General features: G+C 37.4%; 14 protein-coding genes. 2 read left to right on the top strand and 12 right to left on the bottom strand.

Going from position 1 to position 17,823, the window contains the following annotated elements; translation table 11 throughout:
- From ABD000_RS09705 to ABD000_RS09695, 3 genes are read right to left on the bottom strand one after another with little or no spacing between them, the layout of a single operon-like run.
- Entirely contained in the window at positions 1-1,692 is a 1,692-nt protein-coding gene (locus ABD000_RS09705; RefSeq protein WP_343767314.1) for a DUF6909 family protein, read from the bottom strand.
- Between the two features lie 19 nt (positions 1,693-1,711).
- A complete protein-coding gene (locus ABD000_RS09700; RefSeq protein WP_343766609.1) occupies positions 1,712-3,202 on the bottom strand; it encodes a GH3 auxin-responsive promoter family protein in 1,491 nt (496 codons plus the stop codon).
- Between the two features lie 9 nt (positions 3,203-3,211).
- Entirely contained in the window at positions 3,212-4,078 is an 867-nt protein-coding gene (locus ABD000_RS09695) for a M23 family metallopeptidase (RefSeq protein WP_343766606.1), read from the bottom strand.
- A gap of 123 nt (positions 4,079-4,201) precedes the next feature.
- On the opposite strand from ABD000_RS09695, the gene ABD000_RS09690 reads away from it, so the two are divergent.
- Positions 4,202-4,390, top strand: a complete 189-nt coding sequence (locus tag ABD000_RS09690; RefSeq protein WP_343767311.1) for a Sec-independent protein translocase subunit TatA/TatB — start codon at positions 4,202-4,204, stop codon at positions 4,388-4,390.
- A gap of 50 nt (positions 4,391-4,440) precedes the next feature.
- Here the strand turns inward: ABD000_RS09690 and ABD000_RS09685 are convergent, their stop codons facing one another.
- Genes ABD000_RS09685 through ABD000_RS09675 form a run of 3 tightly spaced genes read right to left on the bottom strand, consistent with a single transcriptional unit; the run spans position 4,441 to position 8,264 of the window.
- Positions 4,441-5,421, bottom strand: coding sequence for a DUF4837 family protein (locus ABD000_RS09685; RefSeq protein WP_343766604.1), 981 nt, complete (start codon positions 5,419-5,421; stop codon positions 4,441-4,443).
- A 16-nt stretch (positions 5,422-5,437) separates the two neighbouring features.
- Positions 5,438-7,066 carry a lytic transglycosylase domain-containing protein gene (locus ABD000_RS09680; RefSeq protein ID WP_343766602.1) on the bottom strand — a complete coding sequence of 543 codons (1,629 nt, stop codon included), beginning with the start codon at positions 7,064-7,066 and terminating at the stop codon, positions 5,438-5,440.
- Positions 7,067-7,079: 13 nt separating this feature from the next.
- A complete protein-coding gene (locus tag ABD000_RS09675) occupies positions 7,080-8,264 on the bottom strand; it encodes a phosphoglycerate kinase (protein ID WP_343766599.1) in 1,185 nt (394 codons plus the stop codon).
- A 132-nt stretch (positions 8,265-8,396) separates the two neighbouring features.
- On the opposite strand from ABD000_RS09675, the gene ABD000_RS09670 reads away from it, so the two are divergent.
- On the top strand, positions 8,397-9,554 hold the full coding sequence (locus ABD000_RS09670) for a DNA polymerase III subunit (RefSeq protein WP_343766597.1): 1,158 nt from the start codon (positions 8,397-8,399) through the stop codon (positions 9,552-9,554).
- Between the two features lie 205 nt (positions 9,555-9,759).
- On the opposite strand, the gene ABD000_RS09665 is transcribed toward ABD000_RS09670, so the two are convergent.
- The 6 genes from ABD000_RS09665 to ABD000_RS09640 form a co-directional block, all read right to left on the bottom strand.
- Positions 9,760-9,993 carry a hypothetical protein gene (locus ABD000_RS09665; protein WP_343766595.1) on the bottom strand — a complete coding sequence of 78 codons (234 nt, stop codon included), beginning with the start codon at positions 9,991-9,993 and terminating at the stop codon, positions 9,760-9,762.
- A 384-nt stretch (positions 9,994-10,377) separates the two neighbouring features.
- Positions 10,378-10,893 (bottom strand): OmpH/Skp family outer membrane protein, encoded by a 516-nt coding sequence (locus tag ABD000_RS09660; protein ID WP_343766593.1) that lies wholly within the window; start codon positions 10,891-10,893, stop codon positions 10,378-10,380.
- A 215-nt stretch (positions 10,894-11,108) separates the two neighbouring features.
- The gene (locus ABD000_RS09655) at positions 11,109-11,984 is read right to left on the bottom strand and encodes a class I SAM-dependent methyltransferase (protein ID WP_343766591.1); all 876 of its coding nucleotides are present in this window, start codon (positions 11,982-11,984) and stop codon (positions 11,109-11,111) included.
- Between the two features lie 25 nt (positions 11,985-12,009).
- Entirely contained in the window at positions 12,010-13,881 is a 1,872-nt protein-coding gene (gene mnmG, locus ABD000_RS09650; RefSeq protein WP_343766589.1) for a tRNA uridine-5-carboxymethylaminomethyl(34) synthesis enzyme MnmG, read from the bottom strand.
- Between the two features lie 7 nt (positions 13,882-13,888).
- Complete coding sequence (gene ybeY / locus ABD000_RS09645) at positions 13,889-14,308, bottom strand: rRNA maturation RNase YbeY (protein ID WP_343766587.1); 420 nt, start codon at positions 14,306-14,308, stop codon at positions 13,889-13,891.
- Entirely contained in the window at positions 14,301-17,789 is a 3,489-nt protein-coding gene (locus ABD000_RS09640) for a DUF4175 family protein (protein ID WP_343766584.1), read from the bottom strand. Before ABD000_RS09640 ends, ybeY begins: the two co-directional genes overlap by 8 nt.
- Between the last annotated feature and the right edge of the window lie 34 nt (positions 17,790-17,823).

Raw genomic sequence — 17,823 nt, 5'->3', positions numbered from 1 at the left:
CTAAGCTTGATTAAATATTTGTTCTAAAATTTTTTCGGTAATCAAATAGGTAGGTTTTACACCTGTAGTTCCAAGTCCGCCTGAAGCTAACGTACTTCCCGTTTCTAAAGGATTATCACTCGCATAATAGGCATACCTCACTTTAACTTTTGGTGAAATACTCCCGCGTAATTTGGACGCTGCCTGAATAGCCTTTTGATAATGCGCACCTTCCATCTCAAGCCCAATGACGTTCCAGGTCGAGTCGTGAAAAAACTTAAGGATATCTCTATTTTGTAAGGAAGTCCCTAAAACGGTTACCATTGCACCACTAAAAATAGATAGACCATTGCCTTCTAAATCTTTCTTTTTTAATCGGTTTTTAAAGGGATAATTATCTGCTGTTCCCTCAAAAAGATGGGCACTAGGGATCATAATGTCTCCCTTACCACCCTCTAAGATACCTGCCTTACCCATTATAGAAATTGATTTTACATCCAAATGGATGTTCTGATCATCAATACGATAAGGTTTTAATAATTCATCCATGGTCTCATAGGCCTGTTCCCCAAATGCATAATCCATCACAATAATTACAGGCTTTTCTTCTTTATCCTCTAAAGTAGTACAAAATCGTTGATCAGGGCAATTAAATCCGGCTGTGTCAAATAGTTGAACATTAATATTAGCGCCGCTTTCATCCGTAATAAAATACATCCCCTGGTTGAGCGCAAGTTTGAGTACACGTTGCCGCAGTTGCTCATTGTTAGACTTGCTCAATTGTTCATAAACATACTGAGTTGAGTGCTTTTTAATCAAAGAATCTAAGGCTTGAGGCGCGTATAAAGTGTTCATTACACTATGCATATTTGCACTAACAATGTGTAATGGGCGATTAATTAAATTATGCTTTACCAGCTGTTTTTTAATAGCGTTTGCCCAGCGTTCACCGTGTATGTGATGTCCTAAACGCTCTCTTAACACCGGGCTAAAGGTAATAATGCGTTTTGTTTCATCAATATCCTCTTGAATACTTAGCTTACCTAACCAATAGACTATATGAAGAAAACGTTCTCCATTTTCTTTAAGCGCAAATTTATCATACACCTGTAGGACCTCCTCAAACGTTCGTCCTAAAATATTGGCCGTGTGTGTAATCGCAATTTCTCTTTCCTGTTGTGTAAGATCCTTTTTTCTAAGGACAGCTTTTTCTAATTTCTCCCAGTCTCTTGTGGTATTACCTTCTTCATCGATAACCACAGCATCTCTGATTTTTTCGGCCTCAATAAAAAGGAATGTGAGATGGGTTAAAATATCGTATATCTCTGAGCGTCCTCGCGTAATTTCGATGTTCATCTGCTCCTCATCAATACGATAGCAATTTCTTCTTCGTTTAGGAGGAACAATTGGGGTGAAATGAGAGTTCTTATATCCTTCATCACTGGTGAGGTTAATAAACTTACATTCCTCGATTCCCAGCGGTAATCGATCCATTATATAGAGTAAACCGTTGAGCTCAATTTTTTCTTCGGCTACAGTACCATATATTTCAGGACGTAGTGTGAGCAAGGCTTCTTTAAGGCTTTCTCCAGAAACTCCTGTGGGCTTATAAAATCCGCGATTAAACAGGTGACGCATTGTAATGTAGAGTCGCTCAATGGCGTTTGAGCTCTCTTGTGCGCGCGTTCTTCCTGGTATGGTAATCATCGTCATAATTGCGGTCAAAGGTACATTATTTTAGCGTTTCAAGAACATCTGCGATCTTTCGATCATTCGATAATCTGGGGAGTTTATTTTGTCCTCCTAGCTTACCAATAGATTTCATATATTTTTTAAATCCCTCAGGTGCTACTCTGGTTATTTTTAAAGGTCGAAGGATACTCCCGCTAATTAAATCATCGTAGTATGTATTTTGCTGCTGCATGGCCTGATCAATCGCTTCCGCGAAAGCGGACAAATCCTTAGGTTCTTGATTGAATTCGATCAACCATTCATGATAGGGCAAGCCCGAAGCCGGGTTAACCTGTGGTGCTACCGTAAATTCATTGATAGTCGCTTCCTCTTTAGCCAAAGCGATATTCAACGCATTTTCCACCTCATTGGCGATTACGTGCTCACCAAATGCCGAAATAAAGTGTTTAATTCTTCCTGTAACGATAACACGATAGGGTGAAATACTGGTAAATTTAATAGTGTCGCCCAGATTGTACGCCCATAAACCTGCTGTAGTAGAAATGATCATGACGTAGTTTACATCTAACTTAACGTCACCAATGGTCAAACGGGAAGGATTCTCATCAAAAAATTCGTCTGCCTTGATAAATTCGTAAAATATGCCTGAATCTAATAGAAGTAGTAATCCTTTATTTTTTTGCGAATCCTGAAACGCAAAAAATCCCTCTGAAGCTGGAAAAAGCTCAATACTATCTACTCTTCTGCCGATGAGCTGCTCAAATTTTGCACGATAAGGTTCAAAATTAACACCGCCATAAATGAAGAGATTGAACTTTTTAAAGAGATCCCCAACGGGTTTATTAGTGCGTTCAATTAGCCGTTCAAAATACATTTGTACCCAGGAGGGAATACCGCTTATCACGGTCATGTTTTGATCTATGGTTTCATCTACAATCGCATCTACCTTAGTTTCCCAATCCTCAATACAATTAGTCTCCCAGCTTGGTAAACGATTTTTAAGTAAGTAGGATGGTACGTAGTGAGCCACAATGCCTGAAAGTCTCCCTAGTGAGATTCCACTTTTTTGCGTAAGCTCTGGACTGCCTTGCAAAAAGATCATCTTACCGTCTACAAAATTGGCGTTTCCCGTTTCTTTGATATAGCAAAGCAAAGCATTTCTAGCGGCCTTAATATGGGTAGGCATGGATTCTTTGGTCAACGGAATATATTTCGCTCCGCTAGTTGTTCCAGAGGTTTTTGCAAAGTACAAGGGTTTGCCTGGCCATAGAATATCTTCTTCCCCTTTAACGACACTGTCAATGTAACTTCTTAACCCTTCATAATCACAAACGGGAACTTGTTGGGCAAAGTCTGCAGGATTTTTAATCAAACTAAAATTGTGTTCTTTACCAAATTTAGTTTGCTCTGCCGTTTTAATCAATTGATGAAAGACCCTAGCTTGAGTCTCTACGGGTTTTTTTATCCAGCGTTGCATTTTTCCAACTTCTCTGGTGGCAAAAAGTTTTGCTGCAATGGATTTTAGTGACATTTACAGGGGTTATTCAAAGTTGATATAATTAGTTGGATCAACCGGATATCCATCAATCCAGAGTTCAAAATGTAAGTGAGGTCCTGTGGTTAACTCACCCGTGTTGCCTACAATGGCAATCACCTCTCCTGCTTTAACGACCTCTCCCTGCTCTTTACTTAACGATGAATTGTGTTTATAGACAGAAATTAATCCATAATCATGCTCCACTAAGATTACATAACCTGTCGCGCTGGACCATTCTGAAAATATCACTGTTCCATCTGCAGCTGCCTTTACAGGGGCATCTTTTGTCGTAACTACATCTACCGCATAATGTTTGTCATCTATATTGTATGGAGACGAAATCGACCCTTTTACGGGTGGGAACAGCGCAATTTCGATTTGAGTCATATTGGTCTCAAACGTATTAAATTTTTCTTCCTGTTCAACTTCAATGCGTAAGAGTGAGTCTGCTTCATTAGCGCTAAAGTCGACTGTTGCTGGATCAATTGGCTCAAGAGTTAAGTTTTCCCTGCTAAACGCCAGGGAATCTACCTCGCCGCTAAGTACTCTGCGAATTGAATTATAATACTGATTGTTTAAGGCGATGGCTTTTTGAAGTGAATCGGTTTTAAACGTTAAATCTACAGCTTGGTTTTTTAGTTTAGTTGACGAATATCCCGGAATGTATTCCCGTATAGGTGTAAAAGCAATTAATACAGTCGTTAGCGCAATTAGTAATATAGCAGAAAGTGTAAAAGCAACAAACACATTAAGACGCGTAAGTTTATATGAAAATCGCTCTTCAAAAGTATCTTCATTAAGAACAACCAGCCTGTACTCGTGTAGCCATTTTTTTGCCAGTTTTTTCTTATTTCTTTTTTTCCCCGCCATGATGTACAAAGATAAACATTCTAGCTTTTACGACCCTGCTGTTATTATGCTATCATTAAACCTACTGCGTATAACGAGAGTATTGAAGATTAATTATTAACTTTGTACTCTAAATAAAAAATGATGGTAATACTTGATATGATATATGGCGTTATTGGTCCATGGCAATGGGTCATCATTGGAATAGTGATTTTATTGCTTTTTGGCGGAAAAAAGATACCAGAATTAATGCGCGGCTTAGGCAGTGGTATTAAAGAATTTAAAGATGCCTCAAAAGAAGATGAGGACGAAAAAATAGAAGAAAAAAAATAAGCTTGTCCTCCTATCTATACAGACCCTTTAGTATTCTTAAAGGGTCTTTTTTATTGGATAACCACAGATCTAAGAATCGCCTCAAGCTCAAATATTTGATCCCTTTTTGCGGCTGATGGTTTAAATACAAAGCCTTCTATCACGACATAGCGGTCCTTCTCTTTATCCTCAATCACATAATTCACAAAAGGGCCGGCCATAAAGGCGTTAGTCACATCCCACATTCCCTTAGTCTCATAGGCTTTTCTTCCCGCTACATTTGCATCAAAAAGATAAGGAGCGAACGCTTTTTCGGTTTGCATATAGCTTCCTTCCAATGGTCCGGGGATATGTGCAGCTCCTATAGAGTCCCTCATTTTTATTATGCTGGTCACTACACTGTCTTTATTAATCCTATGATACGGAATCTGATAAGCCAGAATTTCCATGCTTCCGTTTGGGATTTCTTTTCTTATCCATACAAAATCATCTTCCTGTTTTGCGTAACGGTATGCAGTAGGAAATTTTAGGGTGATTCCTAAAGCTTCTTCCAAAGGCTCTGTGTCATTTAGAGATTTTCGTACACGTCTTATCTTTTCTGATCGCTCTGTACTTTTGTACGCTGCAATCATCTTATCCCCATTTTCCTTAATGAGTTGATGAACTGCCTCTTTATTAGGACCGGTAATAACAAATCCCTGTTGAGGCTTGGCGTATTTATTTACAATAGATTCTATTCCAGCAGTTTTAGCTTGTTGAATTTTGAGAAAAATTCTGCTTTTTTTGGTAAATCCACTAAAGGTTTTTGGTGTAATGTGGCTCATCGAAAATAAGGGTTCCTCCTGGGGCAAGCCATCTACCGGTGCGGCAAAAACTTCTCTTATCACCTCACCTGTTTCTCCATTCCAACCTTCTTCGGGCATTACGACAAGCAGGGTATTTATGTTTCCAGAAGAATTTGAAAGTATTAAATCATTTTTTGTATTACTGTCTTTGCTTCCGCAGGAAATTAAAAATGCGCATGAAAGAGCAAAAAAGATTGTTTTTTTCATAGTGAGCTTTTTGAGGTTAGCCTTTAGAAACTTTTAGTTTCATTCCGGTTTTGATCAAGTTACCACTAATACCATTCCACTTTTTAATGTTTTGAACTGTGACACCAGGAAAACGCTTTGAGATCTTCCAAAGCGTGTCGCCCTGCTTCACCACATAGATCTTTGTGTTGGCGCTGTTACGGGCTTCTTCTTTAGCTTGAGCAATACCACTAACGGCATTTTTTGGGTATACCATAATACGTTGACCAACCTCTAATTTATCTGTAGTAAGTTTATTCCAGCGCTTTAAGCTTGAGATTTTTACTCCGTATGCCATTGCAATAGCTCCCAATGTCTCTCCTCTAATTACATGATGATTGACTAAATCTCCATTTTCATATAAATGCGGAAGTTGCGCAATATTATTTCTGTTTTGTTGCTCTGCATAACGGTATATAGCTTCTTCATTTGCTACAAAGATCCCCAGCTCTTTTTTAGGAAGTCGCAATGCGTATTGTTCTCCTTCTACCTTTGGAATAATCCCCAGCTTGAACGTAGGGTTGTAAAACTCTATTTCGCTCACCGGCATATTGGTTGCTTTTGAAACTTGATCAAAGGTAAGTGTTGACTTGACAGAAATTGTATCTGTATTTACATAAGGAGTTGGTGACTGTAAGGGTTGAAAACCATGTTCATCTGCATATTCAAAAATGTAAAGTGTTGCTAAAAAAGACGGTACATACCCTGCTGTTTCACGGGGTAAGTATTTTCTAATCTCCCAAAAATTTTTCTTTCCTCCACTTCTTCGTATGGCCTTTGTCACATTTCCCGGACCAGAATTATAGGCTGCGATGGCAAGTTCCCAATCTCCAAACGTATTGTACAGTTTACTTAGATATTCACACGCCGCTTTTGTTGCTTCAATTGGGTCTCTTCTTCTATCCACATAGCTATTGACCTCAAGATCCATCATCTTGCCCGTTCCATACATAAATTGCCATAGTCCAGTCGCACCAGAGCGTGATTTGGCCTTAGGGTCTAACGCCGACTCAACTATAGCCAGATATTTCATCTCTAACGGGATATCATACTTATCTAATTCTTCTTCAAATAAGGGAAAATAGTATTGGCTCACTGTCATTAACTCCTCATACGTTTTTTTGTGCCTGTTCAAAAACATATTAATGACACTCTCTAAGGTTTTATTATGAGCGACATTAAAAGGCGTTTTGCTGTCTAATTCGTTTAATCTACTTTTTAATAATGCTGTAGAGATGTTGCGATCCAATACTTCTGGAATATAATGCTGTTCGCTAAAGTCCTTGCCAATTTTACTGTAAAGCCGGGAGGCGATAAGTTCATTGCGCCACAAACTATCCATTCTGGCTCCTTCGGGATTATCTGTAAGGTTTTCTTTGAGGTTTGTGTTTATTTCCAGAGGTCTCTCTGTAGAAGATTGGATTATATCACCGTTTTGGTTAAACGCAGAATCCAATGTTGTGCGCCGAATTGCCGGAGCAACCTGCTTACGCTTTTTCTTTTTAATAGAAGAAAAGAATTTACCTGATGTACTCGTCTTGATTTTTCCGGTTTCCTGTATGTATTCTTGTGCATGGGTTGAATAGACAAAAACCGCCAATAGTAAAAAACAAAGGTTTCGTTTCATAAATAATTTGTTGTTAGTCTTCTAAAGCAGCGATTCCCGGTAAGGTTTTTCCTTCAAGCATTTCTAGCATGGCGCCGCCGCCGGTAGAAACGTAGCTTACCTTATATTCAAAGCCAAATTGTTTTACTGCGGCAACAGAGTCTCCTCCTCCCACCAAAGAAAAAGCTCCATTTCTTGTCGCTTCAGCAATAAACTCTCCTAATGCTATGGTGGCCTTTGCGAATGGTTTTATTTCAAAAACCCCTAGAGGTCCGTTCCATAAAATTGTTTTGGATTGCTTAATCGCCTCTTCAAAGATTTGTAAGGATTTAGGTCCTGCATCCAGTCCCTGCCAGCCATCTGGTATTTTATCAATAGGTTCTATCGTTGTGGCCGCAAATTCTGAAAAACTATCTGCAGCAACTACATCTACTGGAAGGTATACCTGAACTTTTTTTTGTTTGGCTTTTTCCAGGATAGAGAGCGCTAACTCTTGTTTATCATCTTCACAAATAGAACTTCCAATGTTTCCTCCCTGAGCTTTGATAAATGTATAGGCCATCCCACCACCTATGATGAGGTTATCCACTTTGTCAAGCACATGTTCAATAACTGTAATTTTAGAGGATACCTTTGCACCCCCCAGTACTGCGGTAACAGGCTTTTGTGGATGATGCATTACTTTGTTTAAACTCTCTATTTCTTTTGAAAGGAGTTTTCCAGCGCATTTATGTTCCATAAAGTTGGCGATGATCGTTGTAGAAGCATGTGCACGATGCGCCGTTCCAAAAGCATCATTAACGTAAATATCTCCCAAAGAGGCTAGTTTCTTTGCAAATTCTTTATCCCCTTTTGTTTCTTCATCATGAAACCTAAGGTTTTCCAATAAAATAATTTCACCGGGTTTTAGTTTCGCCACGGCTTCTTTAGCCTTGGGACCTACACAGTCCTCCACAAAAATTGTTTTTACGCCAATGATTTCTGAAACTTTGCGACAAATATGACGCAATGAGAATTCTTCTTGTACTCCTTTTGGACGACCTAAGTGAGATATTAAAATAGCGCTTCCTCCATCTTCTAATATTGAAAGAACAGTAGGCTTAGCTGCCTGAATCCTTGTGCTGTCCGTAACCTCAAAATCGTCGTTTAGCGGAACATTAAAATCTACCCTGATTAATGCTTTCTTATCATTAAACGAAAAATCTTCAACCTTTTTCATATAAAACGCGCTTTGACTAATCTCAAAAATACTATTTATCCCTAAACATAAAAGGGAACTTATCCTAAAACATGAATAAGTAATAAACAGGGTTATGAGCAGGTAAACTAAAAATGCTATTTTCGCTTTTGTATGTTATTTAGCGATGTCCTAGGGCATAATCATCTCAAAAATCATCTTGTTACTTCTGCTGAAAGAGGCAGAATTCCGCACGCTCAATTATTTGTGGGTAGTTATGGTAGTGGAATTTTATCGACAGCTATTGCTTACGCACGTTACATATTATGCGATATAAATGATTCTAAAAAAAACGAAGATATAAAAGCATGTCATGCTAAACTTGATTCATTATCTCATCCAGATCTTCATTTTGCATTTCCTGTAACGACTAATAGCAAGATAAAAAAGAATCCATCTTGCAATCTTTTTATGTCAGAGTGGATGATATTTATAAAACAAAATTCCTACGCAAATGTCTTTGATTGGTATCAATACCTTGGTGTAGACAATAAACAAGGTCAAATTGGGGTCAATGAAGCTACAGATATTCTTAAAAAACTATCCCTTAAATCATATGAAGGAGGGTATAAGATCATGATTATTTGGGGGGCTGATAAATTAAATTCTGCCGCTGCCAATAAATTACTTAAACTCATTGAAGAGCCACCTGATAAAACCCTGATGATTTTATTGGCTGAAGAAGAAGAAAAGTTACTTCAAACGATTCGCTCCAGATGTCAGGTATTACATTTCCCTTTGTTGAGTGATGCTATTATTGCTGAAGGACTTATCAAAAATGAAAGTAGTACGCGTGATATTGCGCTACAAATTGCCCGTCAAGCGGAAGGAAATTATAATAAAGCCTTGCATTTACTTAAAAATGATGGAGAAGATCAGGCGTTTGAGGAGTGGTTTATCTCATGGGTAAGAAGCGCCTTTAAAGCCAAAGGTAACAAGGCGGCTATTCACGATCTTATTAAATGGAGCGAAGGAATCGCCGGAAGCGGACGTGAGGTGCAAAAACGTTTTTTAAACTATTGTACAGATTTCTTTAGACAGGCGTTGCTACTTAATTATGGAGCAGAGGAATTAGTGTTTTTAACTCCTAATTCTAAAAATTTTGATTTAACCAAGTTCGCCCCTTTTGTACATGGTGCAAACATTATCAATATCGTAGAAGAGCTAGAAAAGGCGCGATTACATATAGAGCGTAACGGCAACCCAAAAGTAATCTTTACAGATCTATCCATTAAGCTAACACGTCTGCTCCATACCAAAGAAAGTCTATAATAATAATTAAGACGCTTAGTGAAAGGGTGTTCTCATCATTGCTTTTTCTATATTTACTAAACGCCTTGATTTCCATTTACTTGCTACTTGAACTTATAACCTATTCCAAGTTGGAAAATTGCCATGTTAGTGTCAAATGAATCTTGGTCAGATAGATTTGCGATTCCTACATTATAGCGTGCATTAAATAATAATCCAATATCGGTCAATTCATATCTGGACAAAAAGAGAGACCATAATCAAATGATTTGGTAGAGTCCTCTACTGCTGATTCTGCAGAAACCCGAATTCTAAATTGAGGCCCAGCTTCAATGCTTAATCTCTCTGCAGGACATAACTTAGCCAGTCCAAGGACACGAATAAAGTTAGCTTCAGTATCTTCTGATCCTTCAGCAAAGTATAATACTTCTGGTTGTATATGAACTTGCTCATTTGTCAAAGGGATATCTGCAAATCTTCCTATAAATGCTCCTGTTCTTCCGTCAAGATCTCCTTCTTAACCAAATTTAGAAAAGTTCACTCCTACTTTAACTCCAAAAGCTACATCTTGAGAATGACATAAATATTAACTAACAGACCTATACTGATTAATAAAATTCTTTTCATCTGTACGGTTTTAAATATTAGTGTGATAGGAATTATCTAAAAACGAGTTAAATCATTCATTAGTAATGGATTAAGGAATTCTAATCAAGAACAGACCTTGAATCATATTGATAACCTCAAAACTAAGCTGTAAGAAAAGAACCTACCTGGCTAAGAAGAATCCATAAAAAAACCCATTTTTTTCAAAATAGGTTTACGTACTGAAGAATAAAAACTACTATTGCGCAGTATCATTGGTTTTGTTGAGCTCTTCTAGAACTTTATCTGTTATATCCAGACCTTCTTTTGCATACATAATGTTGGCACTTTCATTAGAACCGTAGATGTAGGTGTAATTATTATTTTTACCATACTCCTTTACAAAATTTTTGACTTTAGTTACAATTGAGTCAATTACAGCATCACTCTCTTGTCTAAGCATCTGGCTTCTAAGTTGTTGCTGTTGCTGGAGCTGTTGTTGTTTTGTCATTAATTCGGCCTCTTTTTCTTGACGTTTTGCAGCAGACATGCTATTCATGCTATTTTGATACGCCTGTACTTCTATTTGAAATTCCTTTGCAACAGAATCCATTTGAGCTCTCATCCTATCTGACCTCACTCCAAACTTAGATTCTGCATCCTTCATTTCAGTATATTCCTGAATCAATTTAGTATTATCAACATAAGCTGTTTTAGGTTGTTCACACGACGCCAAACTGATTGCTCCCAAAACAATTATAATTATTTTTTTCATAGTAAAGTTTAAAATCATTATTTATTAGAAAGCGCAAAAATAATCGCTTCTTGAGAATTTCATCTGTTTTTATTGAAAAAGAATTGTATTATATTAATCAATAACTACAAAATATCTGATAATTAAAATCTATTAAAAACAGACGTTTTTATATGTCAAATGAGACACGATTTATTGTGCTTGTATAATTGTCTTTCTTCTCTGCTAAAACGTTCTTAAATCGCGTTATTTGGCTTTATTCGTTTAAAAATATAAATTAATGAAGAATATTCACCCGTTTTGGATGCATGGGCATTAGATCTAAATCCCACAAGCCCTGCTTTGATATAATTCATTTTTCCGCTGATATATTTTTCAGAAAGGAGAGCAACATAAAAAGCATCAAATTTCATAGGCTTTGTATCTGTCAGCTCAAAGCCGTGCTTATTAAAAAGTTGGGTGATACCATTTGCAGAAAAGTGCCAAAGATGTCGTGGCACATCGTATGCTGCCCAAAATTCTTTATAATAATTTGCATCATAGCTCTTAAAGTTTGGAACAGCAATAAACAGGACTCCATCCTTCTTTAAAATACGATCCAATTCTCTAATCTGTTTCTCAAGATCAGGAACATGTTCTAGAACGTGCCACATCGTAATGACATCAAAAAAATTATCCTTAAATGTACCCGAATCCGTATTTAGTGTAGCCCCCTTTTTCGTTGCCAGTATTCTGGCATCCTTATTTGGTTCGATCCCGTGGACTGTCCACATAGGTCTTTTTTGAATTACGGATGCTACGAAACTGCCCGTACCAGCACCAATATCTAGTATATTTGCCTTCATTGGGGCGTAAGAATTAACCAGCTTTATTTTCCTGTTAAGCATTAAATTTTTGACTCCTCCATAAAGACGCTCAAAAATAGTTCGTCTGGCATCAGTATGAGAAATATAATCTTCACTTTTATAGTACTTAGGAAGATCTGTAATGTAAGGCTGTGGAATTGTTTTTAATATATCGTAGGTATCATCCTCGACTAAAGAAAATTTCTCACCAGTGACGCTATGATCCGTCACATTTAAGTAAGGTGGATTTTGAGAGCTTTCTTTCATAGCGTAAATCGTTCCACGTGGAACCCTACCTTCCCAAGAAAACTAACAATGTGGAAATATCTGCCGGACTCACGCCACTAACTCGCGAGGCTTGCGAAACCGTTACCGGTTTAATGGCGGCTAGCTTTTCACGGGCTTCAAAAGACATTGATTTTAATTTAGTGTAGTCAAAATTGGTTGGAATTGTTACATACTCCAGCCGCGTTAATTTATCGGCATTTAATTTTTCCTTTTCAATGTAACCGGCATACTTCACTTGAATCTCGGCCTGTTCCATAACTTCATCATCGACTTCATTATGACCCATAAACCTGGAAACAGCGTTAATATTTTTCAAATCTTCCAGCCGTACATTTGGCCGTGCAAGAATTTTAAACATTTTATCCTGTTGTTTCACCGCTGCAGAATTACGCTCTTCAAGTATAGGATTTATTTCTTCAGGCTTTACGCTGGTCTCCTTAAAAAATTCTACAAACTTATGCGAAGCCTTACGTTTCTTTTCCATCTGTTTCAATCTATCCTCTCTTGCCAAACCAAGGTTGTACGATCGTTCTGTAAGCCTAAAATCTGCATTATCCTGACGCAATAAGGTTCGATACTCCGCCCGTGATGTAAACATTCTATAAGGCTCCTCAGTTCCCTTTGTTATCAAATCATCTATTAAAACACCGATATATGCCTCATCGCGTCTCAACAAGAAAGGATCTTTATTCTTAATCTTAAGAGCCGCATTTATTCCCGCCATAATACCTTGTGAGGCTGCCTCTTCGTAGCCTGTAGTACCATTAATCTGACCAGCAAAATATAGCCCCTTTATGATTTTTGTCTCCAACGTGTGCTTTAGCTGAGTCGGCGGAAAATAATCATATTCAATAGCATAACCAGGTCTAAAAAATTTGACGTTTTCAAAACCCTTTACAGATCTCAATGCATCATATTGAACTTGTTCTGGCAATGAGGTGGAAAAACCATTTACATAATATTCAACTGTATTCCACCCCTCTGGCTCAACAAACAACTGATGCCTATCCTTATCTGAGAAACGATTTATTTTATCCTCAATACTGGGACAATATCTCGGTCCTAAGCTTTTAATTCTACCATTGAACATGGGAGAACGGTCAAATCCCTCACGCAGCTTATCATGAACGTCATTTGATGTATACGTCATATGGCACGAACGCTGACGCTGCAGTGGTTTCGTTTCGGGCATATAACTGAACTTAGCAGGATTTTGATCTCCGGGTTGCTCTACCATTTGATCAAAATCCAAGGATCTCCCATCTACTCGCGGAGGAGTTCCCGTTTTCATGCGTCCGGCTTCAAAACCATACTCTATTAACTGTTCGGTTATACCGGTTGCTGCTCTTTCTCCTGCTCTTCCCCCGCCAAATTGCTTTTCACCTATGTGAATTAATCCATTGAGAAACGTTCCATTCGTTAAGACGACAGTGTCCCCTTTTACCTTAATTCCAAGAGAAGTTTGCACACCTTTGATTTGACCAGCCTCAACGATCAATCCTGAAACCATTTCCTGGTAAAAATCCAAGTTCTCAGTACGTTCCAAACGCTCTCTCCAATGTTGAGCAAACATCATTCGATCACTTTGAACGCGCGGGCTCCACATAGCGGGACCTTTTGATTTATTCAACATCTTAAACTGGATAGCACTGGTGTCACTAACCAGTCCACTATAGCCTCCCAATGCATCAATCTCACGAACAATTTGTCCTTTAGCGATTCCTCCCATAGCGGGATTACAAGACATTTGTGCTATATTTTGAAGATTCATCGTAATAAGAAGCGTAGTACAGCCCATATTGGCAGCAGCCGCTGCAGCTTCGCTACCTGCATGTCCGGCCCCTACTACAATTACATCATATTTCTCTCTAAACATAATCCTCCTATTGCTCCACGTGGAACATCTCTAATTTGTCATTTTCCTTTTTCCGCATTTCAGCTTTTTGATCCTCGGTTTTATCGTTATAGCCACAAAGATGTAAAACTCCATGAATCACTACGCGTTGTAATTCCTCTTTATGTGACACTCCATATTTATCAGCATTATACTTTACTCTATCATAGGATATATATATTTCACCCGAAATAGTTCTCCCTAACGTATTATCAAATGTAATAATATCGGTTAAGGTATCATGATTCAAGAATTTTTGATTCAATCCCAGCAAATAATTATCGTCACACAAAATAATATTCAATTCGCCCAAAACTTTATCTTCAGTTTTAACGGCTTTTCGTATCCATTCCTTCCAAGTATCTAAAAACTGCATCTGCCCCTCTACCTCGTTAAAAAAGCTAATCATTTTTCGACTTAAAATAGGTTTGTACCTTCTCTTTAAAATTGGGGCGCAAAGGTAAGGCTTCCCGATCTAAAATTTCGATGAGGTTAAAATATTCTTTAGCCTTTTGTATTTGCTCTACATCATTAGTGAACACCTTAGTGCTTGTAGAGGAATTTCGCTCCTCCTTTTGACCTTGTTGATAAGCGGCTTGTTCTAACTTCAATAATTGATGCTTTAGTGCGTCAAGCTTTTGAATAACTGAATTAGTTAAACCATTATTAATCAACTCATTTTCAGCATCTTTCATAGATTCTAGAAGATTTCTTGCTTTACCATCTAGTCCCTCTTTTTGCAAGCGATTCTCCAAATCATTTCGTAATTGCTGTTGTTGTTTGTAGATTTCATACAATTCTGCATTGTTTAAGCCATCCTGACTATCCTTATTCCCGTTACCTTCCCTTTTTCCATTACCCTTTGCGTCCTTTCCGTTCTCAGAATTTTCACCGTTATCACCCTTTTTTCCCTTACCGGATTCTTCATTATCTCCTTGTTTACCAGATTTACCTTGACCTTCTCCAGCTTTACGTTGAGCTGATTTCGCTTTTTCCCCTAGATCTTCTTGCTTTTGAATAATGTCAGAAAGTTGAAATCCACGACCTTTACCTTTCCCCTTGCCACTCCCTGATCCTGATCCTGATCCACCAGACTGCATGTCTTCCAACGCTTTGGAAAGCATATACGCCAAGTCATTAGCTCCGGTTACCACATACTGTTGACTAGCTGTGCCTTGATTTAACTGATTCTCTGCTAAACGTTCTAACGCCTTATCCAGATCAAACACTATATCAGTCAATTTTTCAGTAATCTTCTCTGTTATCCGTGGGTTTCTTAATGCTAATGCATATAAACTGTCATCAACATGTATAAAATTCTCTTTTAAGATATATTGCTGCCTCAGCTTTTTTGAGAACGAAGGATTTCCTCTATCCAACGCTTTAAAACTATTCATTAAATCCTCCTGCTCTACAGAAAAAACAACCAGGTTATCTAATATTTGCCGAAGCATCTCGGCATCCTCCGATTCTCCTTCCTGAGAACTGGATTGCATATTCATCGCCATTTGAGCACTCATTTCTTTCATTTTCTTAGCCGCACTTTTTTGTTTTTGTCGTGCTTTTTGAAATGGTGAATTTGGAGAGTCTTGTGGAGAATCTTGTTCTTCGTTTGAAGGGTTCCCTTCCTCCTTATTATCTTCCTGACCTTCCTCCTCTTCCTGTTTACCCTCTTCTTCTTGTTCCTTAGTTTCTAAATTCTCTTTAGCCTCATTCTGATCATTCTTTACTGCCTCTTCTTTCCCCTTATCTCGATCCAGTGCAATGGGCTTATTTAGCTCATTGTTTTCTTTTTGCAATTCATTAAGATCCTTTTGAAGTTCATTAAACTTCTCATTGAGTTCTTCCTGCTTTTCTGATGTATTGTCGTCTTGGTTTTTCTTAGCTAATTGCTCTTGCTTCTCGGCTAGCTTTTGTAGATCCTCAGTGATTTTCTCTGCCTTTTGTTCTACATAATATTGTTTTGTTAGCTCAAGTAATTGTTCCAGATTACGCTTTTGATTTTTATTTCGCTTTGCTAAGTCTTCAAGTTTTCTATTAAGTTCTTCTTTATCAATTTTGTCTTGATACTTTTGAAGTTCTTCTAATAACTTTTCATTTTCCTCAAGTTTGCTTTCATTTCGTTCTAATCTCTCTTGCAAATCCTTATTTCTAGGATCAATCTTTTCCTCGTCATTCCTGAACACGCTCAGATTTTCCTTAAGCTCTTTAGTATAATTTTTCATCAACTGCTCAGCCATTTGCTGGCGCTTTAAAAAATCTTTTAATTTTTGCTGGTCATTATAATTAAGAGACGTTTTTTCTTTTTGCTCTTGGTTAATTTGATAAAGCTCTTTTTGAAAAGCTTCTTTATTCTTTATATTTTGATCTAGTGCTTCTATGTTTTTTTGCTGCTTTTGTAACTGTTCCCTCTGCTTCTCCTCTTTGGTGTTCTTTCTAAATCCATTCGTTCCAGATCGGGTGCTTTTAGATCCATTTACTTGGTCATTATCAAACACCTCAAAGTAATACTCATAAGCTACACCTTCTTCAACATCTAATCCACCAGGGAATATAAATAAGAACTGATCGACCGTTCCCTTTCCGGTCTTAATCTCACTGACTTTTCTATTTAATTCGTTTTCCTGCGGATAATATACTATACGCGTCTTTTTTAATCCATAATCATCACTGACCTCTCCTTTGATATAAACTGATTGACTATCGGTGGAGTCCAATTTGGTTTCAATCCTTATTGTTGGAGATAAATCTTTTATGACCTTGAGTTGATAAGCTAGTCGTTCGTAATTTTTCACTTCATCATTAGAGGTAATTAGCTCATATCCCAAACTGTTCCTTATTGATCTACGATATGTAAAAATTGTGTTTTTTTGCTCAAACGCGTGCACGGTATCAGAAGTAACAAAATCAACATTGCTGGTCGATTTAGTATTAAGTTTCCAATTGATTACGGTGCCTTCTGGAATAGTGACTGTACCTGTAGAAGAAATAATCTCATCCTTTTTCAACGTGTATTTGGGGTAGTCTAAGATCATTTCAAAATTTAGTAGTGCAGGCACTTGAATGACTTTAATGGTATATAATTGACTTCTGACTTCGTTGGCAGCTAAATAAAATGTGAGGTCTTCCGTAATATTTTCAAATGTAAAATATAATGTACTGGATTCACTACTCTTCAAATAATACTCCTGATCATTGAAATAGATTTTGACATCTTGAGGAATGTATTCTCCTTCAGTTTTTACCTTAAGAGTTAAGGAGTTATTTTCATGAACTCTTAGAGAATTATTGATGACGAAAAACTGAAATGGCGCTGGAGGCAAATAAGCTTTGTCATAGTTTACGACACGCTCATAACTTTCAGAAAAAATAGATCCATTTCCTGAAGCCCATACTGCAAAAAAAACTAAAACTGGTATTGTCGCGTATTTTACGTAGGTAAGATTCCTTTTAAAGTTGATTGCCAACCCAAACGGAATCGGCTGTAGCTCTGCAGATTTTTGATCAATACTTGCTAATAAAAGATCAGAATCTTTATGTTGATTGTTAAGTTGTAGTACATTAAGCAACTTATCATCAACCTCATGAAAATAGTTCCCTATGATGTGTGACGCTTCTTCATAGTTAATTCCCTGAGCCAATTTGAAAAGTTTTGATAGTGGAATAACTATAAAACGAATTAATAAAAAAACAACCAAAACAATAAAGCTCCAAAAAAGGATACTTCTACCTAAGGTTCCTAACCACAAATAATACTCTAATATCAAAGAAACTACAACATAAATCAGCCCTAACCCTACAAAAAAGATCGCTCCCTTGATAAGCTGATTTGTGTAATACTTTCTAATAAAACTTTCTAGCTTTGAACAAAGCTTTTCGTAGTTTGTCATACGTTAAAATTGGATTGATGTTGAGTATGTTACA

It is taken from the genome of Gangjinia marincola, from assembly GCF_039523415.1.
Lineage (GTDB): Bacteria > Bacteroidota > Bacteroidia > Flavobacteriales > Flavobacteriaceae > Gangjinia > Gangjinia marincola.
This window is presented reverse-complemented; position numbering and strand designations above follow the sequence as displayed.

Excerpts from the sequence above, each read along its gene's own strand:
- ABD000_RS09705 (WP_343767314.1), bottom strand. The coding sequence starts at position 1,692 with ATGACGATGATTACCATACCAGGAAGAACGCGCGCACAAGAGAGCTCA.
- ABD000_RS09700 (WP_343766609.1), bottom strand. The coding sequence starts at position 3,202 with ATGTCACTAAAATCCATTGCAGCAAAACTTTTTGCCACCAGAGAAGTT.
- ABD000_RS09695 (WP_343766606.1), bottom strand. The coding sequence starts at position 4,078 with ATGGCGGGGAAAAAAAGAAATAAGAAAAAACTGGCAAAAAAATGGCTA.
- ABD000_RS09690 (WP_343767311.1), top strand. The coding sequence starts at position 4,202 with ATGGTAATACTTGATATGATATATGGCGTTATTGGTCCATGGCAATGG.
- ABD000_RS09685 (WP_343766604.1), bottom strand. The coding sequence starts at position 5,421 with ATGAAAAAAACAATCTTTTTTGCTCTTTCATGCGCATTTTTAATTTCC.
- ABD000_RS09680 (WP_343766602.1), bottom strand. The coding sequence starts at position 7,066 with ATGAAACGAAACCTTTGTTTTTTACTATTGGCGGTTTTTGTCTATTCA.
- ABD000_RS09675 (WP_343766599.1), bottom strand. The coding sequence starts at position 8,264 with ATGAAAAAGGTTGAAGATTTTTCGTTTAATGATAAGAAAGCATTAATC.
- ABD000_RS09670 (WP_343766597.1), top strand. The coding sequence starts at position 8,397 with ATGTTATTTAGCGATGTCCTAGGGCATAATCATCTCAAAAATCATCTT.
- ABD000_RS09660 (WP_343766593.1), bottom strand. The coding sequence starts at position 10,893 with ATGAAAAAAATAATTATAATTGTTTTGGGAGCAATCAGTTTGGCGTCG.
- ABD000_RS09655 (WP_343766591.1), bottom strand. The coding sequence starts at position 11,984 with ATGAAAGAAAGCTCTCAAAATCCACCTTACTTAAATGTGACGGATCAT.
- mnmG (WP_343766589.1), bottom strand. The coding sequence starts at position 13,881 with ATGTTTAGAGAGAAATATGATGTAATTGTAGTAGGGGCCGGACATGCA.
- ybeY (WP_343766587.1), bottom strand. The coding sequence starts at position 14,308 with ATGATTAGCTTTTTTAACGAGGTAGAGGGGCAGATGCAGTTTTTAGAT.
- ABD000_RS09640 (WP_343766584.1), bottom strand. The coding sequence starts at position 17,789 with ATGACAAACTACGAAAAGCTTTGTTCAAAGCTAGAAAGTTTTATTAGA.